Source organism: Streptomyces prunicolor NBRC 13075, from assembly GCF_000367365.1.
GTDB classification, from domain to species: domain Bacteria; phylum Actinomycetota; class Actinomycetes; order Streptomycetales; family Streptomycetaceae; genus Streptomyces; species Streptomyces prunicolor.
Genome location: NZ_BARF01000104.1, coordinates 65,998 through 88,195 on the forward strand (window position 1 = coordinate 65,998; position 22,198 = coordinate 88,195).

Genomic DNA, 22,198 nt, shown 5'->3' on the forward strand with positions numbered 1-22,198 from the left:
CCAGTCATTCGACGTTCCGAGCCGGTGGATCACTGCACGTATTTGGCGGCCCACTCCCCGCACTTGCGGACGCTCTCCTCCGGCGTCGGCTGGGCCCCACGGTCCACCTCGATGATCAGCCAGCCGTCGAAGCCGTCCGGGAGCGCGTCGACGAAGCCTTCGATGTCGGCGTTCCCGTGGCCGGGTTCCGACCACAGGCCCGCCTTCACCGTCCTGCGGTAGTCCCATCCCGCCTCCCTCGCCTGTGCGGCAAGGTTGAGGTCCAGGTCCTTGATGTGGACGCTCGCCACGCGGTCGGCGTAGTCGCGGACAAGTTGCGCGGCGTCGGCGCCCGCCCAGGCCAGGTGGCCCATGTCGGGACCGAACCCGAGGATCGAGGCGTCGACGGTGTCGAGGACGAAGCGGGTCTCCTCCTCGGTCTCGGCCCAGGTGCCCACGTGCGGATGGAAGGCGGGGGTGATGCCCTCGGCGCGGATGATCGCGGCCGTCTCCGCCAGCAGGTCCCGTACACGTTCCAGCCGATCCTGGTCGGCGTCCTGGCCGACCGCCGGGCGGGCCACGCGCACCGCGTCCTTGGCCATCCCCATGGCGAGGAACATCGTGGGCACGCCGAGCTCCGCGTGCTGTGCGGCGATCCGCGCGGCGTTGTCCCGGTACTGCTGCCGCTCGGCCTCCTCCTCGGTGAGCCGTACGGGAACGTATCCGGGCGCGGCGCTCAGTCCGTACTCGGCCAGCAGCGCGGCGTACGCCGAGGCCGTCATGTCGCCGGGGACATCGCTGTGCACGGCGGTGATGCCGGCGTCGCGGATGACCTCCAGCCGCTTCTCCAGCAACGGCGCGAGGGAGGGGTCGATCCAGCCCTCGGCGCTCGCGACCCACTGCAGGGGGTTAATAGCGAGACGGTCCTGCCTGATCTTCATGTTCTCGGGTCCTTTCAGCGTGCGGTGCGTGGCTCGGGATCAGTGGGCGTAGCGGGGCGCGGGGCGGTCACAGCTGCTCTCCAGCGCGACGACCCGGTTCTCCTGCTGCGCGATCTCGAAGCTCGCGAGGACTTCCAGGGTGTGGAAGGCGAACTGTGCGTTCGCGCGGTGCGGTTCGCCGGCGAGCGCGCCGACGAGATCCCGTACGCCCAGGCCTCGGCGGTGCTGCTCGGGTGTGCCCACGGCTCCGAACAGCTCGGTCACCGGGGTGAGTACCTCCCAGTCGGTGTCCTGGTGGCGCTTGAGCCGTACGTCGCCGTCGAAGAAGTTGGGGTTCGGCAGGGCGAGGGTGCCCTCGGTGCCGTAGATCTCGATCCGGGGCAGTTCGGTGTCCCAGACGTCGAAGCTCATCAGGACGGTGCCGATGGCTCCGGAGGTGAAGGTGAGCACGGCGGACGCGTGGGTGGGTACCTCGACGGTGATCTCGTCGACCACGCGGTCGGGGCTGGTGACCTTGCGGGTCTTGGCGCCGATGCGGGTGGCCGCGGAGAGCGAGTTCACCGGGCCGAGGCAGTTGATCAGGGCCGCCAGGTAGTAGGGGCCCATGTCGAACACGGGTCCGGCGCCCGGCTGGAAGAAGGAACGGGGGTCGGGGTGCCAGGTCTCGGCGCGGCTGGAGCGTACGAAGGCGGTGGTGCCGACGACCTCGCCGATCAGTCCGGCGTCGATCGCGTGCCGTGCGGTCTGTACGGCGCTGCCCAGGAAGGTGTCGGGCGCCGATCCCAGCAGGCGTCCGGTGCGCGCCGCGGCTTCGAGGATGCTCCGGCCCTCCTCGACGGTGACGGCGAGGGGCTTCTCCGCGTAGACGTGCTTTCCGGCTTCCAGCGCGGCGATGGTGGTCTTTGCGTGGAACTGCGGGGGCGTGATGTTGATGATGATCTCGACGCTGTCGTCGGCGAGGAGTGCGGTGTCGTCCCCCCATTCCGGGATGCCGAATTCGGTGGCGGCCTGCTTGGCGCGGGCCGGGTCGATGTCGGCGACGCGGACCACTTCCAGCTCCGGGAAATTACGCAGGCCTTCGACGTAACGGCCGAATATGTTGCCCGCGCCCAGAATCCCGATGCGGTGCCGCGTGTTCTCCTGAGCCATGAATCTCCTGCGCTTTCTTGTCAGTTGGGGGGCGTGTCGGTCGGGTGGGGCGCACGGCGCGCGTCAGGCCACGATCAGTGGCCGCAGGGTGCGGTGGGCGATCTCAAGGCCCGTCTTGACCTTCTCCTCGGTGCCGCTCCACACCGGGTCCTCGTGCTCGACCGAGAGCGTCCCGGTGAAGCCGTTCTCGTACAGGGCGTCCACGACGGCGTTCCAGTCGACCTGGCCGCGGCCCGGGACGCGGTAGCGCCACCAGCCGTTGTCCCAGGGGTCGTCGCGCCCGACCGCCTTGCCGAAGACGCCGTAGCGGTCGATCGCGCCGGGCAGGATCTCGGCGTCCTTGGCCTGGGCGTGGACGATCCGGTCGGCGTACGGCGCGATGGTCTTCACCGGGTCGACGCCGATCCAAGTCAGGTGCGAGGGATCCCAGTTGAGGTAGAGCCCGAGGGAGAACATCCACTCCCACAGTTCGGGCGAGTAGGCGAGGTTGCCCGGGTAGCCGTCCGGGTGCCAGCCCTCCATCACACAGTTCTCGATGATGAGGCGTACGTCGCGTTCGCCCGCGTACTCGACGAGTTCGGGGAAGATCTTCTCGGCCTCGCGGAGGCTGTGCGCCACCGGCTGGGTCCAGTCGCGGCCGACGAAGGTGCCGACGTACGGAACGTCGAGGAGGGCCGCGGTGTCGATGACCTTCTTGAGGTGGGTGTGGATCTCTTCCCGGCGCCCGGCGTCGGGGTGGAGGTTGTTCTCGTAGTACGCGAGCGCCGAGAGCTGGAGGCGGTGACGCTCGAACAACTCCCTTGTCTCGTCGGCCTGTTGGCTACCGAAGTCGGCCACCGGCAGGTGTGCGGCTTCGAAGTCACGGCCGCCGGTGGCGGGCCAGGCGGCGACCTCCAGGGCCTCGTAACCAGCCTCGCTCGCCCAGGCGGCGATCTGCGTCAGGGAGAGGTTCGGGAGACAGGCTGTGAGCATGCCGAGTTTCATATGAGGGTCTCCTGGTCGTGCGGGTGTGACACGTCGGTCCAGGCGAGAGACCCGGCCGACCTCATGACGGCCTCCACGAGCCGCGCCGAGCGCAGCCCGTCCGCGCCGGTGGGCAGGCCTTCGGGCGTGCCGCCCTCGATGGCCGCATAGGCGTCGGTGACAAAGGAGTTGAAGCAGTCGGCGTAACCCTGGGCATGTCCGGCGGGCAGGCGGGACAGGCGCCGCTGCTCGGCGGAGCCGTGCTGTGGATCGCGGACGAGAATCCGTGCGCCGTCCTGGGCGCCCAGCCACGCGGTCTCGGGGTTCTCCTGGTCGAAGACCGCGCTGCCGTCGGCGCCGTCGAGCTCGAACCAGAGCCGGTTCTTGCGGCCCGCCGAGACCTGGGAGACCGTCAGCGTGCCGAGGATACCGTCTTCGGTGCGCAGCAGTACGGCGGCCACGTCCTCGGTGGGCCGGTTCGCGAACGTGGTGCCGATGCGGGCCGTCAGTTCGGTGAAGCGGACTCCGGCCACCCACTCCACCAGGTCGCACCAGTGGGAGCCGATGTCGGCGAAAGCCCGCGAGGGCCCGCCCTCGGCCGGGTCCACCCGCCAGGACGTCGCGTCCTCGGCCAGCAGCCAGTCCTGGAGGTAGCTGCCGTGGAGGAGCTGCCACGCCCCGAACTCACCGCGCAGGCGGCGGTCGCGGATCTCCCGGACGAGCGGGTGATAGCGGTAGACGAAGGGAACCGCGAGCAACAGCCCGGCGCGCTCGGCCAGTTGGGTGAGCCGCTCGGCGTCGGCGGCGGACGTGGCCAGCGGCTTCTCGCAGATCACATGCTTGCCGGCGCGCAAGGCCGCCTCGGCTTGCGAGACGTGCAGGGCGTTGGGCGTGCAGAGGTGCACCACCGTGACGCTCTCGTCGGCGAGTACCGCGTCGAAGTCCGGATACCGGGCGGGTACGTCCCACTCCTTGGCGACCTGTGCGCTGCGCCCGGGGGTTGATGCCACCACTCCGGCGAGGATTCCGCCGGCCGAGCGGATCGCCGCGGCGTGTACCGCGCCGATCATTCCGGTCCCGATCACGACCGCTCGCAGGGAACCACTCACCGGTGCACCTCCGCCGTCTTCCGACCGACCGCGGCCTGAACGCCGCGTTGCGCATCACCATCGTTTAGTTCGACGGAAAAGCACAAGAGGCCCTATTTAATTTTTTTCAAGGCCTAAAATCGGTCAAATCTCGAGTACACATAGAAACGATCTCGTCATGATCCAGACATCCATGGCCTGAAGACCCTGTTGACGGGCGGAAGGTGACCTAATTAAGGTCACTGGAATGCATAAAGGCGACGGATACAGCGAGGGACACACCGCAGGGACGGCACCGTCCTCCCCGGTGCCGCTCGCGCTGCGCAGGGTGCTGGATCTCGTGGTCTCCGGTGAGGCGACCAGCCGCGCGGAGATCTCCCGGCGCAGTGGCCTCGCCCGCTCGACCGTGGGCCAGCAGGTCGACCACCTCGTGGCGCGCGGCATACTCCAGGAGCTCGAGAGCAGGGAGTCGGTCCGGGGTCGCCCGCCGCGGGTCCTGACGATCAGCCCGCAGGCCGGGACCATCGCCGTCGCGGACATCGACACCCTGTCGAGCCAGGTCGCCATCGCCGACCTCACCCAGCGGGTGATCGCGCACGAGACCGTGGACATCCGGATCGACGACGGCCCCAAGGCGGTGCTGGACGCGGTGACGGAGCGGTTGTCAAGTCTGCTGGCGAAGCACGGCCGTGACCCGGGCCGGGTACGCGAGACGGTGGTCGGACTGCCCGGTCCCGTCGACTTCCAGCACGGCTGCGCGGTACGTCCGACCGGCATGCCCGGATGGGACGGCTACCCCGTCGCCGAGCATCTGCGCACCGCCTTCGGCTGCCCGGTCGTGGTGGACAACGACGTCAACCTCATGGCGCTCGGCGAGGCCGGCCAGGCCGAGGCGGACACTCCGCTGCTGTGCATCAAGATCGCCAGTGGTATCGGTGCCGGGATCGTCACCGCGAACGGTGACGTGTACCGCGGAGCGGACGGGGCGGCCGGCGACATCGGTCACATCCGGGCGGTCGGCGGCGGCGATGTGCTGTGCGCCTGCGGCAACATCGGCTGCGTGGGAGCGCTCGCCTCCCACCGGGCGATCCTGCGCAGCCTCGGCATTCCCGAGTCGACGGGCGAGGACCCGCTGCACGGCGCCCACGAGTTGGCGCTACGGGTGGCCAACAGTGATCCGCCCGCCCTGCACGCGCTGCGCCAGGCCGCCACCGAGATCGGCGAGGTGGTGGCGATGCTGGTGCACATGTTCAACCCCCGCACCCTGGTGCTCGGCGGCCCTCTGAGCGAACTCCGCGACGATCTGCTCTCCGGCGTCCGCGCGGTGGTCTACCAGCGCGCCCTGCCCCTGGCCACCCGCAAACTCACCATCACCACCACCCAGCTCGGCGCCGCGGCCGGGATCCACGGCGGGATCGCGCTCGCCACCCGGGACATCTTCAGTCCGCCGGGCATCGCGCGACTCCTGGCGAGCGAACCCGCGTAAGGGCTCCTGACGCACCGGACCACGTAAAGGAATCCCCTACACACTCCAGCCAACTCCCAATTGTCGGGCCGTTCCCGCCGCGCCTAGCGTGAAGGCACGGCGGGAACGAGGACCGCCCGGCAAACGCGAGGAGTTCGTCCCATGACGCAGTCGCTGGAATCCCCGGCACCGGTCGATTCCGACGCCCGAGCGGCCGCCTTCGACCGCGTGCTGTCCCAAGTGGCCGAGCGTCGCACGGAGTTCGAGGAGAAGCGCCACGTTCCGCGGGACATGGTCGCCGAGTTCAAGCGAGCCGGTCTCTACCGGGCGGGTGCCCCCAAGCGCTTCGGCGGCGACGCACTGCCGCCGGCCGAGTTCCTGCGGCTCATCGAACGGATATCGGAGGTCGACGGATCTGCGGGCTGGGTGGCCAGCTTCGGCTCGGCCCTCGTCTATCTGGCCGCGCTACCCCTGGAGACCCAGGCCGAGTTGTACGCCGACGGGCCCGATGTGGCCTTCGCCGGGGGCCTGTTCCCCGTCCAGCCGGCCGAACTCGTCGACGGCACGTACCGGGTCTCGGGCCGGTGGAAGTTCGCCAGCGGCTGCAAGGGCGCGGACGTCCTCGGTGTCGGCATCAAGGCGAGCGGGGACCACGCCGGTCAGCCGAACGCCGGTCGTCCACTGACCGCCGTGATGCGCCCCGAGCAGCTGGAGATCGTCGAGAACTGGGACGTCATCGGCATGCGCGGCACCGGAAGCCACGACCTGGTGGCCGACGGAGCGCTCGTCCCCGAGGAGTGGACGTTCGTACGCGGCGGCGAACCCACCGTCGACGAACCGCTGTACCGCTACCCGACCGTCCCGTACGCCGCCCAGGTCCTTGCCGTGGTCGGTCTCGGAGTCGCCCGCGCCGCACTCGACCAGGCGATCGCCAGCGGCGGCCGCGCCGGATTCACCGGCGCCCCCAAGCCCGCCGAACGCGCCACCTACCGCATCGCGGTGGGCCAGGCGGAAGCCCAACTCCGGTCCGCCCGCGCCTTCTTCTACGAGACCACCGGCGAGGTGTGGGCGACGGTGGAGGCGGGAGATCCCGCGACCCCCGAGCAGGCGAGTCTGCTGCGGCTCGCCTCCGCCCATCTCGCGAAGAACTCGTTCGAGGTCGTCCGCGCCGCCTACCAGCTCAGCGGCATCCCGGCCATCACCGACGGCCACCCGATGCAGCGCTACCTGCGCGACGCGTCCGTCGTCCCGCAGCACGCCTTCCTCCAGGAGGGCATGTACGACGGCGCCGGCGCGGTCCTCATGGGCGTCGAGCCCTTCCCCGGCTACCTCTAGTCCTTCCCGGCCCCCTCCGAGCAGCCCTTGTCCGGCCCACCCCTGAAAGGCGGGAACTCCCCCATGCCCAATTCCGGCGACAAACCCCTGCGCGTGCTCTTCTGTATCGGCGTCAACCAGAACTTCTTCGATCTGCCCACCGGTCAGGGCAAGGCGGTCTGGGACGGCTTCACGACCATGCTCTCCCAGCTCTGGGAGCTGCCCGGCGTGAGCGTGCTGGGCACCATGGACGACGACCAGCACATGGTCGGCCCCTCGGGATCCTGGCCCTGGACGTCGTACGTCCTCGCCGACGTGGTCGACCAGCCGACGGTGGCCGCGGCCTGCAACCTCTTCCGTACCGTCCAGGTCGGCGAGCACGGGCTGTGGCGCTACATGAAGATCGAGGCGCGCGTCGGCCGTCCGCTGCCCGAGCCGGAGGCCACCCGATGACCGTGTCCCCGGAGACTCCCGACCTCGCCGCGCTCGTCAAGGACGACCGCGTCGCCGGCACCCTCTACACCGGCCCGGAGCTGTTCGAGCTGGAGATGGACCGGATCTTCCACCGCACCTGGGTGTGGGTGGCCCACGAGAGCGAGATCGCCAAGGCGGGCGACTTCAAGACCGCCTGGATCGGCCGCCGTCCCGTCATCGTCAGCCGCGACCGCCGCGGCGGCATCAACGTGCTCCTCAACCGCTGCCGCCATCGCGGCGCCAGCGTCTGCGACGTCCCCAAGGGCAACGGCAACGGCTTCACCTGCCCCTACCACGCGTGGTCGTACGCCCTGGACGGCACGCTGCGGGGCATCCCCTATCCCGAGGGCTACGAGAACGTCACGGAGAAGAAGGACCTGCCGCTGCAACGCCTCAAGGTGGGGACGTACGCGGGCATGATCTTCGCGAGCTTCAACGACGAGATCGAACCGCTGGAGGACTTCCTCGGCGGGGCGCGGCTGTGGATCGACCGCTTCATGAAGCAGGGCGCCGGCTTCCCGATCAAGGTGCAGGGCGAGCACAAGTTCCGTTTCCAGGGCAACTGGAAGATCCAGCTGGAGAACACGACCGACTGGTACCACTTCCCGATCGTGCACCGCTCCTGGATGTCGTCCGTGGACGCCGAGACCGCGAGCATGCTGTCGATCATGACCGACGAGAGTGCGGTCACCCACGCCCTCGGCAACGGCCACAGCGTGTCCGTCTCCGTCGCCGAGCACGTCGACCTCGACGTCGACGACGGCACCGAGAAGCTCCAGGACCGCTTCGGTCACGTCATCGAGGAGCTGTCGAAGGACCTGCCGCCGGAGCGCGTGCGGCGGATCGTGCGCTCGCTGCACGGCGCGGGCTTCAACCTCAACCTGTTCCCGAACGTGGCCATGTCGATGTCCTTCTTCCGGGTCCTGCGGCCGATCTCGGTCGCGGAGACGGAGATCCGGCATGTGGCCCTCGGCCTCGACGGCGGCCCCGAGATAGTCAACCGCGAACGGCTGCGCATCCACGAGCACTTCCAGGGCCCGTTCGGCTTCGGCAGCCCCGACGACGCCGAGGCCTGGAACCGCGTCCAGCGCGGCGTGACCGGCGGCGTCGACATGCCGATCCTCGTCAACCGGGGCCTCGGCCGGGAGAAGCCCAACGACCTGGGCCAGCCCACCTCCCACGCGACCGACGAGACCGGCATGCGAGAGGCCTACGCGATGTGGAAGAGGATGATGACCGATGTCAAGTGACGTTCTCAGTACGGCAGTTGTGGATGCCGAGTTGCCGCTCGACGATCCGCGTGCCCTCGCCGCACTGTCCCTGATCTGGCGCGAGGCCCGCCTCCTGGACGCCAAGCGGTACGAGGAGTGGGACACGCTGTGGGCCGAGGGCGGCGAGTACGTCATCCCGATCGACCCGGAGACGACGGACTTCGCCGGCTCGCTGAACCTGGTGTACGACGACGACCGGATGCGCCGGATGCGCATCGAGCGGCTGACCGGGGGCTTCTCCATCTCGGCGACGGCCGCGGCCCGTACGGTCCGTACCGTCTCCCGCTTCACGGTCGCCGCCCGTGACGAGTCCGAGGACTCCATCGAGATCGCCTCGGCACAGATCGTCGTGGGCTACAAGCGCGGCGAGACCTTCGTCCTGGCGGCCGATCTCACGCACCGCGTCACGTTCACCGCCGACGGTCCCCGGATCGTGCGCAAGGTCGTCCGTCTGATCAACTCCGAGGACGCCGTGACGGCGTCGGGGTTCCTCCTGTGAGCCCGGCAGGGTGGGAGGACGACCAGCCACTCGTCGTGCTGGTCACCGGAGCGGCCCGCGGCCTGGGCGCCTGTATCGCCTCCCGGTTCTACGACCGGGGCTACCGCGTCGCCGTCACCGACCTGGACGAGGAGGCCGCGGTCAAGACCGCCGCCGCCCTGGACCCGACCGGGAGTTCCGCGGTCGGGCTCGGCCTGGACGCCCGCGACAAGACCGCGTTCGTACGGGTACTGGACGACCTGGTCGCACGCTGGGGCGCCGTCCACGTCCTGGTCAACAACGCGGGCCTCTCCAAGGTCGAGGCGCTGATGGACATCACCCCCGACAGCTTCGGCGCGGTCGTGTCGGCCAACCTCGACGGCACGTTCCTCGGCTGCCAAGTGCTCGGCGCGTACTTCGCCGACCGCGGTTACGGACGCATCGTCAACATCGCCTCGCTCGCCGGGCAGAACGGCGGCACGGCGACCGGCGCGCACTATGCCTCGGCCAAGGGCGGCGTCATCACGCTCACCAAGGTGTTCGCCCGCGAACTCGGGCCGCAGGGCGTGACGGTCAACGCCATATCCCCCGGCCCGCAGGAACTGCCCTCCGTCCGAGACAGCGTCGACCCGGACAAGCTCGCGCAGATCGAGGCCTCGATTCCCGTACGGCGCCTCGGGCGCCCCGAGTTCATCGCCGACATGGCCGTGCTGCTGGCGGCGGACACCGCGGACACGGTGACCGGGGCGTGCTGGGACGCCAACGGCGGCCTCTACCTGCGCTGAACCCCTGCATGCGCCGAAGCCCCCTTGCCCCTTTGATTCCGCCCCGAATGTGAAGGCAGACGGATGTTCACTGTCACCGTCACCGAGGCCGTCGACGTCACCGACGCGGTCAAGGTGCTCCGGCTGGCCCGCTCCGACGGCGGCCCGCTCCCCGGCTACCCGGCCGGTGCTCACATCGACGTGACCGGACCGACCGGGATCACCCGCCCCTACTCACTGTGCGGGCCTCCGCACGACGCCGGCGCCTACACCATCGCGGTCAAACGCGAGGAGACGTCCCGCGGCGGCTCCCACGCCCTGCACGACAAGGCGGAACCAGGCACGGAGCTGCGCATCGGCGCACCTCGGCAGCTCTTCGGCCTCGACCCCGACGCAGGCGAGCACCACCTGGTCGCGGGCGGCATCGGTATCACGCCGCTGCTGGCAATGGCGTACGAACTCCTCGACACCGGTGCGGACTTCAGGCTGCACTACGTGGCGCGGAGCCGGGCCGAGGCGGCCTTCGCGGACCGGCTGGAGGAGTCCGCTTTCGCCGACCGGGTCGTCCGGCACTTCGGGCACGGGCGAGAGACCACGATCCAGGCACTCTCGGAGGCGCTCACCGATCTCCCGGCGAGCGCACACGTCTACACCTGCGGACCCCAGGGGTTCATGGAACAGGTCTCCGCGCTCGCGGCCCGAAGCGTGCCGGAGGACCAGATCCACTCCGAGCTGTTCCAGGCGACGGACCAGCCGGACGCCGCACCCGGCGAGAGCTTCCAGGTCGAGCTCGACACCGGCGAGGTCTACACCGTGCCCGCCGACAAGAGCATCGCCGAAGTACTGGAGGACAACGGAGTCCCGCTCGACACCTCCTGCCGCGAGGGTATTTGCGGCACCTGCGTCCTACGGGTCCTCGACGGCGAGCCCGACCACCGCGACCACTGCCTGACCGCCAAGGAAAAGGCGGCGGGCGACCAGATCGCCGCGTGTGTCTCCCGCTCCAGGTCACCCCGGTTGGTGGTCGAGCTGTGGTGAGCGGGCACGCCGAGCGATGCGCCGCGCCGGAGACCGGCGCAGAGAGGAACAGACGACCATGAACGCGTACGACACCCAACGCGCCCCGATTCAGGCGGACTTCCGGGAGGCGATGGCGCACCTTCCCGCGGCCGTCAACATCCTGACGACGGACGGACCGAACGGCCGGTGCGGCATCACCGTCAGCGCGGTCTGCTCGGTGACCGACGACCCGCCGACCGTCCTGGTCTGCGTCAACCGCAAGAGCGCCATGCACGACGTGTTCAACGCCAACGGCCGAGTGTGCGTCAACGTACTCGGCGGGGACCAGCAGGAGTTGGCGATGCACTTCGCCGGCGCGACCGAGGCGTCCATGGCCGAGCGCTTCACCTGGGACGTCTGGGACCGGACGCATGACGTGCCGGTGCTCAAGGACGCGGTGGTGACCGTGGTCGGCACCATCAAGGACTCCAAGCCCATGGGCACCCACAGCGTGCTGTTCGTCGAGATCGAGCAGATCCGCACCCGGCCGGGCGGCGACAGCCTCGTCTACTTCAACCGCAGCTTCCACCGGCTGGACTCGGCGCCGCCGGTGGCCTGTTGAGTAACAGCCCGTCGAAATCCGCCCATTGAGCAACAGCCCATTGAAATGCGCCTGTTGAGGAACACCCCTACTTCGAAAGCAGGTTGACGTGCCCTCACTGACATCCGCCGCGCACGATCCGCGCGAAACGGTCGACGGCGCACTGCGACGCCTGGCCGAGACCGAGCCGGACATCCGTGCCTGGGCTCTCGTCGACGCGAAGGGTGCGCGCAGGAGGGCCGAGGGTGTCACGGACGGGCCGCTGCGGGGTGTACCGGTCGGCGTCAAGGACATCATCGACGTCGCCGGGCTGCCCACCGAGTGCGGCTCCCCGCTCCGGCGAGGGCGAATCGCCACGTCCGACGCCTGGCTGGTGGACCGGCTGCGCCGGGCGGGCGCCGTACCGCTGGGCAAGACGGTCACCACCGAGTTCGCGTACTTCCAACCGGGCCCGACCCGTAATCCGCACAACCTCGCCCACACTCCGGGCGGTTCCTCCAGTGGGTCCGCGGCAGCGGTCGCTGCGGGTGTGGTGCCGTTGGCGCTGGGCTCGCAGACGGCGGGTTCGCTGACCCGGCCGGCATCCTTCTGCGGTGTCGCCGGGTACGTCGCCCCGGTCGGCGCCTGGTCGACGCGGGGGATCACGGGGCTCAGCCCGAGCCTGGACGCGCCGGGTCTGATCACAGCCAAGGTCACCGAACTGGCCGCCGTGGTCGAGGCCGTCGACGGCACCAGGGCCGACATCCCGGACTGTACCGGGGTGTTGGTCTGGCGCGGCACCGAACTGGCCGACATCGACCCGGCGATGCTCGACGCGCTTGACCGCACCGCCAGGGCGCTGACTGCGGCCGGTGCCAAGGCGAACGACCTGGGCGGCCAGGTCCGGACACCCGAACTCGCCGAAGCCCACGCCACCGTCATGGCGTACGAGGCCGCACGTTCCCTGGCCGCCGAGGCGGAGCACCCGGAGTCGCTGAGCACTCCCCTGCGCGAACTGCTGGAGCGTGGCCGCCGGACCCCCGAGAGCGAGTACCACGCGGCACAGGACACCGCGCGCACCGCCCGTGCCCACATCCTCGACCTGCTCACCCGGGGCGACGTGATCCTCGCTCCCGCCGCCCCGGGCCCCGCCCCGTACGGCCTGGACGCCACCGGCACCCCCGTGCTCAGCCGCCCTTGGCAACTGCTCGGCCTGCCCGTCGTCACCGTCCCCGGCCACCGCGACCCGCACGGCATGCCGCTCGGCCTCCAACTCATCGGCCACCCCGACCGCGTGGCCCGCCTGCTCGGCATCGCCCGGCACACGGAGACGGTCATCCAGGAGATCGCCGACGGCACCCGATGAAGATCACCGCGATCGAGACGATCCCGTACTCGATCCCGTACCTGAAGCCCCTTCGCTTCGCGAGCGGTGAGGTGCACAGCGCCGAGCACGTACTCGTCCAAGTCCACACCGACGAAGGGCTGGTGGGAGTCGCCGACGCGCCACCCCGCCCCTTCACCTACGGCGAGACACAGCAGTCCGTGATCGGCGTCATCGAGAAGATCTTCGAACCGCAGCTCACCGGCATGGACGTGTTCGCCCGCGAACAGGTGCACGCCCGGCTGCACCGCACCGTAGGCAATCCCGCCGCCAAGTCAGCCGTGGACATGGCTCTTTGGGACATAACCGGACAGGCTCTGGGCCAACCCGTCACCCGACTCCTCGGCGGCTACACCGACCGCATGCGCGTCTCGCACATGCTCGGCTTCGAGGCCCCGGCGCGGATGGCGGCCGAAGCCGAGCGGATCCGCGACACGTACGGCATCACCACCTTCAAGGTGAAGGTCGGGCGGCGGCCCGTCACGCTCGACGTCGATGTGTGCCGGGCTCTGCGCGAAACCCTGGGCGCCGAGGCCGAGTTGTACGTCGACGGCAACCGCGGCTGGACCGCCTCGGAGTCCGCCGCCGCCCTGCGCGCGCTCGAACCCGTCGGCATCACCCTCGCCGAGGAACTGTGCCCCGCCGACGACGTGTTGGGACGTCGCTGGCTCGTACGGCAGAGTCCCGTGCCGTTCGTCGCGGACGAGTCCGCCACCACGCCGGCTGAGGTGACCCGCTCCCTGCTGGACGGCGCGGCCACCGCGATCAGCGTCAAGACCGCCCGCACCGGCTTCACCCAGTCCCAGCGCGTGCTGTTCCAGTGCGAGGGGATGGGCGCCGAAGTGGTGATGGGCAATCAGATCGACGGCCAGTTGGGCACGGTGTGCACGGTCGCCTTCGGCGCCGCGTACGCCGCCGCCTCCCGCCGCGCCGGCGAACTCTCCAACTTCCTGGACATGAGCGACGACCTGCTCACCGAACCGGTCACGATCACCGACGGCACGCTCGCCGTACGGAATCTGCCCGGTCTGGGCGTCGCGATCGACCCGGACAAGCTCACCCGCTACCGCCAGGACCGCTGAACCGCATTTCCCGATCGGCAAAGGAGCCGCACATCATGTCCGACACCACTCTGAAAGCCACGGCCGCCGCATCCGGTGCTTCGGCCACCGACCGCTTCCGCACCGACAAGACCGTCGCGTCCGGCCAGGCCGTCGCCGACACCGAGCGCGTCAACACCCTTGCCACCGAGCTGATCTCCGCCGTGCACGACGTCATCCGCCGGAACCAGGTGACGTACGAGGAGTACAACGCTCTCAAGGCGTGGCTGATCTCTGTCGGAGAGGACGGCGAGTGGCCGCTCTTCCTGGACGTGTGGATCGAGCACGTCGTCGAGGAGGTCGCGGGCGCCGAGCGCAAGGGGAGCAAGGGAACCATCGAAGGGCCGTACTACGTGCCGGGCGCTCCCGCCCTCCCCAGTGTCAGCACCCTGCCGATGCGCGACGACGAATCCGGCACCCCGCTCCTCTTCCAGGGCCAGGTCACGGGGGTCTCGGGCGAGCCCCTGTCCGGCGCGCTGCTGGAGATGTGGCAGGCCGACGACGACGGCCTGTACGCGCAGTTCGCACCCGGCATCCCCGAGTGGAACCTGCGCGGTGCCGTCGAGACCGACGACGAGGGGCGCTTCGCGGTGCTCACCGTCCAGCCCGCCCCCTACCAGATCCCCACCGACGGATCCTGCGGCGCGCTCATCTCCGCCGCCGGGTGGCACCCCTGGCGCCCGGCCCATCTGCACCTGAAGGTCTCCGCGCCCGGCCACGAGACGCTCACCGCCCAGCTGTACTTCCGCGGCGGCGAACACGTCGAGGACGACGTGGCCTCCGCCGTCAAGCCGGAACTCGTCATCGACCCGCGGCCGGTGGGCGACGGTGGCAACCAGGTCACCTACGACCTCGTCCTCGATCCCGCTTCCTGACCGGAGACCGTCATGCTCTTCGCCGTCCACATGACCGTGAACCTGCCGCCCGATCTCGACCCGGCACTCCGGGCGTCGACCGTCGCCGCCGAGAAGGAGTACGCCCAGAAGCTCCAACACTCCGGCGAATGGCTGCACTTGTGGCGCTGCGCCGGTCAGTACTCCAACCTCAGCGTCTTCGACGTCACCGACAACGACCGGCTCAACGAACTCCTGTGGGGCCTCCCCCTCTTCCCGTACATGGACGTCACCGTGACCCCGCTGGCCCGGCACCCGTCCGCCATCCGCTGACCAGCGGCACGGGCAGTCGCCGGGCTTTGTCATCACCGTCCGCTCCCGGGGGCGGACGGTGCGCCGATGCCCTTGAAGACGGTGTCGAGGAGGCCGTTGATGAACTCGTCGGTCCAGGCCTGCCGCACGAGCAACCGGTGGAGCATCGCCCCGATGAGCGCTTCGGCCACGGCCGCGGTCGACGTGTCTGCCCGCGACTGCCCCAGGCGCAGCCGCGCAGTTCGTCGGCGTCGGCGTCCCCTCGCGGGAACGGCGCAGGCAGGTCGAGGCCGACCGTTCGCGGGTCAGGGCGTCCAGCGCGGCGAGGGGCGCGTCCAGGAAACAGAGTGGGTTCTCGGCGGTCAGGGCGCGGGCTATGGCGAGGCGTTTGCTGCCGACCCCCGGAGATCTCCCGGACCCGTCGCCTGTCGGTGCCTTCCGACCCGACGCGCTCCGACAGCTCGCCACGGCGTGGCCCTCGCCGCTCCCTGGCGACTCCCGCGTGCCGCAGCGCCGGGTCGACGTTGTCGCCGACGGTGCACCATCAGCCGCAGCAACGTGCTCTTCCCGCAGCCGGACGCGCCGACGAGCACGAGGAACTCCCCCGGCGGTACGTCCAGTTCGACCGGGCCCACCGTTGTGACGGCCTTGGCGCTCCGCTCCCTCTGGCGGACTTCGCTTGACGCCGTCGAGCAGCCTCCTGAGGTACAGCGCCCTGCGCCACGTCCCGCTCGCCTGAGTGGATCTGCAGGGTCACGGCTGAACGTTCGCGGTACCGTCCGGTGCCGTCGTGGACGGCGACGTCCGGTCCACGCGTACGCGTTGCCGTATGCGTCGGTCCCGGTCGTGGCCGTGGTGGGCGAGCATGGCGATGCGGGCCGCCTCGGTGTCCTGGGTACGGATGGCCTCGGTGATGGCGCGGTGTTCGGTAAAGGCGGCGGTGAAGGTGTCGGCGACTTCGGGAGTGCGCCAGGGCGCGCTTGTCTTCACCTGTGCGTCGAGGGTCCGCAGGAAGGCGACGACGGTTCCGTTGTGGGCGGCTTGGCGCACCGCGTCGTGCCAGTCGTTCAGGCTCCGCCGGATCTGCGCGGGCTCGTCCAGGGACTGGGCATGGTCGAGGTGGGCGTCGAGGCGGACCATGTCGACCGGGCTGCGGCGCAGCGCCGCCGACTCGGCGGCCGTGGCGTCCAACACCGCCTGGATCTCGAAGAGTTCGAGCATCTCCTCGTCCGAGCGCAGGCGCAGTGCGAACCCGCGCCTGGTAGGCACCAGCAGCCCGTCCCGCTCCAGCAGCGCCAGTGCCTCGCGCACCGGGGTGCGGGAGACCGCGAACTCCTCGCTCAGGGCGAGCGGTACGAGGGAGGCGTCCGCCGGGTAGTACCCGGAGGTCAGCCGCTGCCTGAGGGTGTCGTAGATCGTGTCCCGTGTGCTCTTCATCCGCTTCCTCGTCGTCGGCCCGCGGGCCGGGACCGATCATGCCCGATACGGGGGCGGCCCGTCACGGCCGACCGTCTTCCTCGGGCCCGACCGCCAGCGGCAGTTCGGGGTGGGCCCGCCACTCGCCGAGCGAACCGTCGTAGAGGACGACGTCGTCGATGCCGATCTCGCGGAGGGCGAGTGCCAGCCCGGCGGCGTTGATCGCTCCGCCGCAGTACAGGACCGTACCGGCTCCCTCGCGCAGTCCGTGCAACTGGGCCAGGTGGGCGGTGCGTTCGAGGTCGAGCGTGTGGTCCGGGGCGAGCAGGTCGGCGTAGGGCAGGTTCGTGGTGCGGGGGATGTGTCCGGAGCGGGGCCGGGCAGGGTCGCCCAGGTACTCGGTGTGGCGTAGGGCGCAGACGGCCGGGGTGGGGTCGTCGCCGTCGGCGATCAGGCGCATCCGGGCCAGGTCGGTGAAGTGCTCGCGGGCCGGGGCCGCGACGAGGTCACCCGGCGGCGGAGGCGCCTCGCGCCCCTCGGTGACCGGGAGTCCGGCCGCCTCCCACGCGGTGAGCCCGCCGTCGAGGACCCGCACACCCGTGATGCCCGCAGACCGCAGCACCCACCACACCCGGGCGGCCCACGCTCCCGAGAGGCGGTCGTAGACGACGACCTCGGTGTCCTGGCGGATGCCCAACTCGCGCGCGTACGCGGCGATGCGGTCGCTGGAGGGACGGGTGAAGGGGAAGGGGGCGAGGGGATCGGAGAAGCCCGCGACGAGGTCGGCGAAGTGGGCGCCGGGGATGCGGCGTTCGGTGTGCAGGGCGAGGCCGTCGACGAAGACGGTGGTGCCGTCGGGTTCGGTCCGGCGGTCCACGGTGGCGTCGAGGAGGACGATGTCGTCCAGGTGCCGGTGCAGCCAGGCCGCGTCGACGAATGCGGAAGCGGTCACGGACGGCCTCCCTCGACCGAGCGGGCGCGGTGTCGCCATTCACCCTGTTCGGGGCGGGCGAGGCCGAGGTTGTCGCGCAGGGTGCCGCCCGTGTAGGCGGTGCGCACCAGGCCGCGGCGGCGCAGTTCGGGTACGACGTGGTCGGCGAACTCCTCGAAGGCGGCGGGCACATGGGTGGCCTGGATCATGAAACCGTCGGCCGCGCCGGCGTCGAGCCACTGTTCCATGATGTCGGCGATGTCCACGGGCGAGCCGATCATGTCGCCCTCGGTGCGGGCGCCGTACCAGCGGCCGATCTCGCGCACGCTGAGCTTCTCGCGCTCGGCGAACTCGACCACCTCGCGATAGTGACCCTCGACTCCCACCTCCTCCAGGGAGGGCAGCGGGCCGTCGAGGTCGTAGCGGGTGAGGTCCACGTTGACGTGGTAGGCCAGCCGCGACAACCCGGCCTCCGGATGGACGAGTTGGGTGAACGACTCGTGCTTGGCGAGCGCGTCCTTCAGGTCGGTGCCTACGACCGTCGTCGCGGCCGGAAGCACCTTGAGCTGCTCGGGGTCCCGACCGTGCGCGGCGGCACGGGACTTGACGTCGGCGTAGAAGGCGACGGCCGACTCCAGCGACTCGTGGCTGCAGAAGATGACGTCCGCCCAGCGGGCCGCGAAGTCCCGGCCGGCCGGGGAGGCGCCTGCCTGGATGATCACCGGGTAGCCCTGGGGCGGTCGGGGAACGCTCAACGGGCCGCGTACGCCAAAGCGTTCACCCCGGTGGTCCACGGCACGCACCCGGTCGGGCCGGCCGTAGATCCCGCTCCCCTTGTCGGCGACGATCGCGTCGTCGGCCCAGCTGTCCCAGAGTTGGGCGGTGACCTCGAGGAACTCCTCCGCCCGGTCGTAACGGGCCTGGCGGTCGGGGAGTTTGTCCTGACCGAAATTCTGAGCCTCGGCGTCCTGGAAGCTGGTGACCACGTTCCAGCCGGCCCGGCCACCGACGAGATGGTCCAGGGTGGCCATGCCGCGGGCGACGTGGAACGGCTCCTGGTAGCCGGTGGACACGGTGGCGGCGACGCCGAGGTGCTCGGTCGCCGCGGCCATCAGCGTGATGACCGGGATCGGGTCCAGCCGCGGTGTGCCGGTGCCCCAGGTGACGGCGGGGTCGAAGGAGTCCCCGAGGCTGCGCGGCACGGCCAGCGAGTCGGGGACGAACGCCATGTCGAAGCCGGCGCCCTCCAGGACGCGGGCGATACGGGTGTAGTGGGCGGCCGTGAGGAAGCCGTCGCCGGCGTCGGGGTGCCGCCAGCCGACGGTTCCCTGGGGACCCGCGTTGAGGAAGGCGGCGAGGTGCAGGCGGGGGGCGGTGTGCGGGTCGTCGGTGGTCAAGTGGTGCTCCTGGAGGGGTGGTTCGGTTCTGCGGGCCGGCTCAGACGGCGAGCAGGGACAGCTCGTCGAGCAGGGCCACGGCGAAGGAACCGGTACCGGTGGTCCGGGCGCCGGCGCGTTCGGCGGCGACGGCGTAGGCCGCGTGCGCGACGACAGCGGCGGTCAGCGCGTCGGGGACGACGGCGAGCGCGCCGGCGATCAGCGCCCCGAGGCTGCATCCGGCGCCGGTCACCTGCGTCAGCCGGACATCGCCGCCGGGCACGGCCACCGTGCGGGTGCCGTCCGTGAGGTAGTCGGTGGGACCGCTGACGGCGACGACCGCGCCCGTGCGTCGCGCGAGATCCTCCACGACACCGATGGCGTCCTCGGAGGAGAGAGTGGTCTCCACGCCCTTGCCGGTGCTGTCGCCGCCCGCGAGGGCGGTCAGTTCGCTGGCGTTGCCGCGGATGACGGTGGGCCGGTACTCCAGGAGCGAGGCGACGAACGCGTCGTACTCGACTGCTCCCGCGCCGACCGCGACCGGGTCGAGCACCCAGCGGGTGCCTGCCGCGTGGGCCGTGCGGGCCGCGGCGGTGACGGGTTCGGCGGGGTTGCTGATCAGAGCGGCCGTGTTGATCCAGACGCCGCCCGCGCCGGCCGGGAAGACGGTGGGGAAGTCGGCGGCGGCACCGATGGCGGGGCCCGCGCCGACGGCCAGCAGGACGTTCGCGCTGAGGTTGGCCGCGACGTAGTTGGTGAGGCCGTAGACGAACGGGGAGCCGGTGCGGATGGCCGCGATGCCTTCGGCGACCGCGGGGTCTTCGTAGGTGATCTCTTCCATGGTGGTGCGTCTCCGAAGGAGTAGGGGGAGGTCGGGGCCGATGCCGTGGCACGAGGTGTATGCAACTGTATGCAGCAGTGTCGGCGCCCCTCCAAGGGCTGCCGGACTCATTTCACGAAGACGCAACAACCGGCGGCGGCCGATCGATCTCCGCACGCGCTTCGTGCACACGGCCTGCATCCGGAATCACCCGTCGGGCGACTGGGGTTGGGGCACTGCCATGTCAGCTGACAACCCGGCGGTCCTTCACACACACCTGGAAGGAAGCTGTCACACGAGGTCCGGAATGCCTCGTCGCGCGACCAGGGCTGCATGGGCATGACCGTGGCAGTCGCGCTCGACACATTCGGCGCGGGCTCACCACAGCTCGCGACGATCGTGGGGCGCGAAGTCCCCGGTCTGCCCAGGCCGCCACGCACGGCCGCTACCACCGCGGCCGGAAGGACTTCCTGTGCCGCCTCACGGACGGCTCCTGGTGAAGTGGATTCCGCGGAACACTCCCGCAGGACGTCGAGCAACTCACCACGTCCGGACAGGTCTTCGCCATCAGCGGGATGGGGCTGTCCCTCCGAGCGACACCGTGTCCTGGCGGAGTGCGCACAGAAGCTCCAACGCTCCGGCGAACGGCTGCACTCGTGGCGCTGCGCCGGTCAGTCCTTGACAGCACCGGTGGCCAGCCCGCCCTGCCAGTAGCGCTGCAGAAGGAGGAATGCCGCGACGAGGGGAAGAACCGAGACGAGGGATCCGGTGATGACGATCGAGAAGAGGGCGTGGGCGCCGCCCAACCCGCCTGCCTGGGACTGCCATTGGGCGAGTCCGATGGTCACCGGGTACAGCTTCGGGTTGTTGAGCATGATCAGCGGCAGGAAGTAGTTGTTCCAGCTGGCCACGAGTTGGAAGAGCAGGACCGTGACGAAGCCCGGCAGCATCAGCCGGAACCCCACCTGCCAGAAGGTACGCAGCGCGCCGGCGCCGTCCACCCGTGCGGCGTCGAGAAGGCTGTCGGGCACCGCCCCGTCCGCGTACACCCGCATCAGGTAGATACCGAAGGGGCTCAGCAGCATCGGGATGATCACCGCGAGCGGGGTGTTGACCAGGCCGATCTTGCTGAACAGCAGATACGTCGGGATGGTCAGCACCGTGCTGGGCACCATGATCGAGCCCAGCACGATGGAGAAAAGCAGATTGCGGCCCGGGAAGCGGAACTTGGCGAAGGCATAGCCGCCCAGCGCCGCCAGGAAGGCCGAGCCGACGGAGCTGATCCCGGCGTAGAGCGCGGTGTTGAGGAGCCATCGGCCGTAGATGCCGTCGTTGTAGGTGAAGACGTCGCGGAGGTTGCCGAAGAGGTGGAAGCCGCCGCCGAACCACAGCCCGAACGTGGAGAAGAGGGATCCGTTGTCCTTGGTGGCGGAGACCACGAGCCAGAACAGCGGCAGCAGGAAGTACACCAGACAGGCCAGCATCATCAGGGTGAGGATGTTGCTGCGGCGGGGCGTCGAGGAGGATGCCGACGCGGGAGTGGTTTTGCTGGTCATGACCGGCGGGCCTTCCGTTGGGACGCGAGCTGCACCGCGTAGGAGACGACCACGATCACCGCGCCGAGCAGGAAGGAGACGGCCGAGGAGTAGTTCACTTCCTGGTTGGTGAACACCAGCGTGTACGCGTACATGTTCGGGGTGTACGAGGTGTTGATGGCCTGCGGCGCGAGCGCGGACAGCAGCTTGGGCTCGTTGAAGAGCTGGAAGGTGCCGATCACCGAGAAGATCACGCTGAGCAGCAGCGCCGGCCGGATCGCGGGGATCTTGATGTGCCAGGCGACGCGGAACGCGCCGGCGCCGTCCACGGCCGCCGCCTCGTACAGCGTGGGCGACACCGACTGCAGGGCGGCGAACATAATGATCATGTTGTAGCCGACGAACTCCCAGGTCACGATGTTTGCGAGGGAGGCGAGAATCCAGTGCGGGCTGAGGAATCCGGGGGTGCCCAGACCGACGTCCCGGGCCAGTTGGGCGAACGGACCGAAGTCCGGGCCGTACAGATAACCCCACATGAGCGCGGCGATCACGCTCGGGATCGCGTACGGCACGAAGATGCCCAGCCGGATGAGGCGCGGGAAGCGCAGCCGGCCGCTGTCCAGCGCGAGGGCGAAGAGCAGCGAGGCGGCCAGCATGACCGGTACCTGGACGACCAGGAACCGCGCCATCCGCAGCACGCCCTCCCGGAACAGCGGATCGTCCAGCGCCCGCCGGTAGTTGTCCAGCCCGGCGAAGACGTCGCCGCCGACCAGCTGCGACCTGAACAGGCTGAGATACCCCGCGTAGCAGAGGGGGACCACGAGCAGCGCGGCGAACAGGACCATGAAAGGGGCGACGAACCCGTACGCGGTCAGTGCCTCGCGGGTGGAACTCCGCCACGGGCGGCGGGACTTGGGGACGACCGGCGGCGGGACGCGGCGCGCGGCGGCCGGTGGGACGGTCTGGCTCATGTCGTACCTTCCCCCGGCCCCCGCGCACACCGGTGATGGCGTCCACGGGGGCTCG

At 70.0% G+C, this 22,198-nt stretch carries 23 protein-coding genes and 1 pseudogene; 12 read left to right on the forward strand and 12 right to left on the reverse strand.

Annotated features, from left to right (window positions below; translation table 11 throughout):
* Positions 1-29: 29 nt before the first annotated feature.
* The 4 genes from SPR02S_RS44020 to SPR02S_RS44035 all read right to left on the reverse strand — a co-directional run bounded on the left by SPR02S_RS44020 (position 30) and on the right by SPR02S_RS44035 (position 4,141).
* Positions 30-920, reverse strand: coding sequence for a sugar phosphate isomerase/epimerase family protein (locus SPR02S_RS44020; RefSeq protein ID WP_019063432.1), 891 nt, complete (start codon positions 918-920; stop codon positions 30-32).
* A gap of 39 nt (positions 921-959) precedes the next feature.
* Positions 960-2,069 (reverse strand): Gfo/Idh/MocA family protein, encoded by a 1,110-nt coding sequence (locus SPR02S_RS44025; RefSeq protein WP_019063433.1) that lies wholly within the window; start codon positions 2,067-2,069, stop codon positions 960-962.
* A gap of 63 nt (positions 2,070-2,132) precedes the next feature.
* Entirely contained in the window at positions 2,133-3,041 is a 909-nt protein-coding gene (locus SPR02S_RS44030; RefSeq protein ID WP_245607724.1) for a sugar phosphate isomerase/epimerase family protein, read from the reverse strand.
* Between the two features lie 8 nt (positions 3,042-3,049).
* Complete coding sequence (locus SPR02S_RS44035) at positions 3,050-4,141, reverse strand: Gfo/Idh/MocA family protein (RefSeq protein ID WP_019063435.1); 1,092 nt, start codon at positions 4,139-4,141, stop codon at positions 3,050-3,052.
* Between the two features lie 226 nt (positions 4,142-4,367).
* Between SPR02S_RS44035 and SPR02S_RS44040 the strand changes: the two genes are divergently transcribed.
* The 12 genes from SPR02S_RS44040 (at position 4,368) to catC (ending at position 15,115) form a co-directional block, all read left to right on the forward strand.
* Positions 4,368-5,606: an ROK family transcriptional regulator gene (locus tag SPR02S_RS44040; RefSeq protein WP_026151428.1), complete on the forward strand. Its 1,239-nt coding sequence runs from the start codon at positions 4,368-4,370 to the stop codon at positions 5,604-5,606.
* A gap of 141 nt (positions 5,607-5,747) precedes the next feature.
* Positions 5,748-6,920: an acyl-CoA dehydrogenase family protein gene (locus SPR02S_RS44045; protein ID WP_019063437.1), complete on the forward strand. Its 1,173-nt coding sequence runs from the start codon at positions 5,748-5,750 to the stop codon at positions 6,918-6,920.
* A 63-nt stretch (positions 6,921-6,983) separates the two neighbouring features.
* The gene (locus tag SPR02S_RS44050; protein ID WP_019063438.1) at positions 6,984-7,352 is read left to right on the forward strand and encodes a hypothetical protein; all 369 of its coding nucleotides are present in this window, start codon (positions 6,984-6,986) and stop codon (positions 7,350-7,352) included.
* Entirely contained in the window at positions 7,349-8,623 is a 1,275-nt protein-coding gene (locus SPR02S_RS44055; protein WP_019063439.1) for an aromatic ring-hydroxylating oxygenase subunit alpha, read from the forward strand. Before SPR02S_RS44050 ends, SPR02S_RS44055 begins: the two co-directional genes overlap by 4 nt.
* Positions 8,613-9,143, forward strand: a complete 531-nt coding sequence (locus SPR02S_RS44060; protein WP_052347145.1) for an aromatic-ring-hydroxylating dioxygenase subunit beta — start codon at positions 8,613-8,615, stop codon at positions 9,141-9,143. Before SPR02S_RS44055 ends, SPR02S_RS44060 begins: the two co-directional genes overlap by 11 nt.
* The gene (locus SPR02S_RS44065; protein ID WP_019063441.1) at positions 9,140-9,907 is read left to right on the forward strand and encodes an SDR family NAD(P)-dependent oxidoreductase; all 768 of its coding nucleotides are present in this window, start codon (positions 9,140-9,142) and stop codon (positions 9,905-9,907) included. The genes SPR02S_RS44060 and SPR02S_RS44065 overlap by 4 nt, the downstream gene beginning before the upstream one ends.
* 63 nt (positions 9,908-9,970) lie before the next feature.
* Entirely contained in the window at positions 9,971-10,924 is a 954-nt protein-coding gene (locus tag SPR02S_RS44070) for a PDR/VanB family oxidoreductase (protein WP_019063442.1), read from the forward strand.
* Positions 10,925-10,982: 58 nt separating this feature from the next.
* Positions 10,983-11,507, forward strand: coding sequence for a 4-hydroxyphenylacetate 3-monooxygenase, reductase component (gene hpaC / locus SPR02S_RS44075; RefSeq protein ID WP_019063443.1), 525 nt, complete (start codon positions 10,983-10,985; stop codon positions 11,505-11,507).
* 88 nt (positions 11,508-11,595) lie between these two features.
* Positions 11,596-12,831, forward strand: a complete 1,236-nt coding sequence (locus tag SPR02S_RS44080) for an amidase (protein WP_019063444.1) — start codon at positions 11,596-11,598, stop codon at positions 12,829-12,831.
* Positions 12,828-13,931: a mandelate racemase/muconate lactonizing enzyme family protein gene (locus SPR02S_RS44085; RefSeq protein ID WP_019063445.1), complete on the forward strand. Its 1,104-nt coding sequence runs from the start codon at positions 12,828-12,830 to the stop codon at positions 13,929-13,931. Before SPR02S_RS44080 ends, SPR02S_RS44085 begins: the two co-directional genes overlap by 4 nt.
* Positions 13,932-13,966: 35 nt before the next feature.
* Positions 13,967-14,824 (forward strand): catechol 1,2-dioxygenase, encoded by an 858-nt coding sequence (gene catA, locus SPR02S_RS44090; protein WP_019063446.1) that lies wholly within the window; start codon positions 13,967-13,969, stop codon positions 14,822-14,824.
* 12 nt (positions 14,825-14,836) lie between these two features.
* Complete coding sequence (gene catC, locus SPR02S_RS44095) at positions 14,837-15,115, forward strand: muconolactone Delta-isomerase (RefSeq protein ID WP_019063447.1); 279 nt, start codon at positions 14,837-14,839, stop codon at positions 15,113-15,115.
* Between the two features lie 32 nt (positions 15,116-15,147).
* On the opposite strand, the gene SPR02S_RS65305 is transcribed toward catC, so the two are convergent.
* The 8 genes and pseudogenes from SPR02S_RS65305 to SPR02S_RS44130 form a co-directional block, all read right to left on the reverse strand.
* The gene (locus SPR02S_RS65305; protein ID WP_019063448.1) at positions 15,148-15,285 is read right to left on the reverse strand and encodes a hypothetical protein; all 138 of its coding nucleotides are present in this window, start codon (positions 15,283-15,285) and stop codon (positions 15,148-15,150) included.
* A gap of 106 nt (positions 15,286-15,391) precedes the next feature.
* Positions 15,392-15,729 (reverse strand): annotated as a pseudogene (locus SPR02S_RS65885) (ATP-binding cassette domain-containing protein); the annotation flags it as partial.
* 118 nt (positions 15,730-15,847) lie between these two features.
* Positions 15,848-16,531: a GntR family transcriptional regulator gene (locus SPR02S_RS44105; protein WP_019063449.1), complete on the reverse strand. Its 684-nt coding sequence runs from the start codon at positions 16,529-16,531 to the stop codon at positions 15,848-15,850.
* A gap of 61 nt (positions 16,532-16,592) precedes the next feature.
* Positions 16,593-17,462: a sulfurtransferase gene (locus tag SPR02S_RS44110; RefSeq protein ID WP_019063450.1), complete on the reverse strand. Its 870-nt coding sequence runs from the start codon at positions 17,460-17,462 to the stop codon at positions 16,593-16,595.
* A complete protein-coding gene (locus SPR02S_RS44115; RefSeq protein ID WP_019063451.1) occupies positions 17,459-18,838 on the reverse strand; it encodes an LLM class flavin-dependent oxidoreductase in 1,380 nt (459 codons plus the stop codon). Before SPR02S_RS44115 ends, SPR02S_RS44110 begins: the two co-directional genes overlap by 4 nt.
* 40 nt (positions 18,839-18,878) lie before the next feature.
* Positions 18,879-19,658 carry a hydroxyethylthiazole kinase gene (gene thiM / locus SPR02S_RS44120; RefSeq protein WP_019063452.1) on the reverse strand — a complete coding sequence of 260 codons (780 nt, stop codon included), beginning with the start codon at positions 19,656-19,658 and terminating at the stop codon, positions 18,879-18,881.
* 650 nt (positions 19,659-20,308) lie between these two features.
* Positions 20,309-21,193, reverse strand: a complete 885-nt coding sequence (locus SPR02S_RS44125; protein WP_019063453.1) for a carbohydrate ABC transporter permease — start codon at positions 21,191-21,193, stop codon at positions 20,309-20,311.
* A complete protein-coding gene (locus SPR02S_RS44130; protein WP_019063454.1) occupies positions 21,190-22,143 on the reverse strand; it encodes a carbohydrate ABC transporter permease in 954 nt (317 codons plus the stop codon). The genes SPR02S_RS44125 and SPR02S_RS44130 overlap by 4 nt, the downstream gene beginning before the upstream one ends.
* Positions 22,144-22,198 lie beyond the last annotated feature (55 nt).

What these genes read in the sequence shown, in the direction of transcription:
- SPR02S_RS44125 (WP_019063453.1), bottom strand. Translation starts at nt 21,193, where the DNA reads ATGACCAGCAAAACCACTCCCGCGTCGGCATCCTCCTCGACGCCCCGC.
- SPR02S_RS44055 (WP_019063439.1), top strand. Translation starts at nt 7,349, where the DNA reads ATGACCGTGTCCCCGGAGACTCCCGACCTCGCCGCGCTCGTCAAGGAC.
- catC (WP_019063447.1), top strand. Translation starts at nt 14,837, where the DNA reads ATGCTCTTCGCCGTCCACATGACCGTGAACCTGCCGCCCGATCTCGAC.
- SPR02S_RS44020 (WP_019063432.1), bottom strand. Translation starts at nt 920, where the DNA reads ATGAAGATCAGGCAGGACCGTCTCGCTATTAACCCCCTGCAGTGGGTC.
- SPR02S_RS44085 (WP_019063445.1), top strand. Translation starts at nt 12,828, where the DNA reads ATGAAGATCACCGCGATCGAGACGATCCCGTACTCGATCCCGTACCTG.
- SPR02S_RS44105 (WP_019063449.1), bottom strand. Translation starts at nt 16,531, where the DNA reads ATGAAGAGCACACGGGACACGATCTACGACACCCTCAGGCAGCGGCTG.
- SPR02S_RS44025 (WP_019063433.1), bottom strand. Translation starts at nt 2,069, where the DNA reads ATGGCTCAGGAGAACACGCGGCACCGCATCGGGATTCTGGGCGCGGGC.
- SPR02S_RS44030 (WP_245607724.1), bottom strand. Translation starts at nt 3,041, where the DNA reads ATGCTCACAGCCTGTCTCCCGAACCTCTCCCTGACGCAGATCGCCGCC.
- SPR02S_RS44070 (WP_019063442.1), top strand. Translation starts at nt 9,971, where the DNA reads ATGTTCACTGTCACCGTCACCGAGGCCGTCGACGTCACCGACGCGGTC.
- SPR02S_RS44040 (WP_026151428.1), top strand. Translation starts at nt 4,368, where the DNA reads ATGCATAAAGGCGACGGATACAGCGAGGGACACACCGCAGGGACGGCA.
- thiM (WP_019063452.1), bottom strand. Translation starts at nt 19,658, where the DNA reads ATGGAAGAGATCACCTACGAAGACCCCGCGGTCGCCGAAGGCATCGCG.
- hpaC (WP_019063443.1), top strand. Translation starts at nt 10,983, where the DNA reads ATGAACGCGTACGACACCCAACGCGCCCCGATTCAGGCGGACTTCCGG.
- catA (WP_019063446.1), top strand. Translation starts at nt 13,967, where the DNA reads ATGTCCGACACCACTCTGAAAGCCACGGCCGCCGCATCCGGTGCTTCG.
- SPR02S_RS44130 (WP_019063454.1), bottom strand. Translation starts at nt 22,143, where the DNA reads ATGAGCCAGACCGTCCCACCGGCCGCCGCGCGCCGCGTCCCGCCGCCG.
- SPR02S_RS44045 (WP_019063437.1), top strand. Translation starts at nt 5,748, where the DNA reads ATGACGCAGTCGCTGGAATCCCCGGCACCGGTCGATTCCGACGCCCGA.
- SPR02S_RS44050 (WP_019063438.1), top strand. Translation starts at nt 6,984, where the DNA reads ATGCCCAATTCCGGCGACAAACCCCTGCGCGTGCTCTTCTGTATCGGC.
- SPR02S_RS44060 (WP_052347145.1), top strand. Translation starts at nt 8,613, where the DNA reads ATGTCAAGTGACGTTCTCAGTACGGCAGTTGTGGATGCCGAGTTGCCG.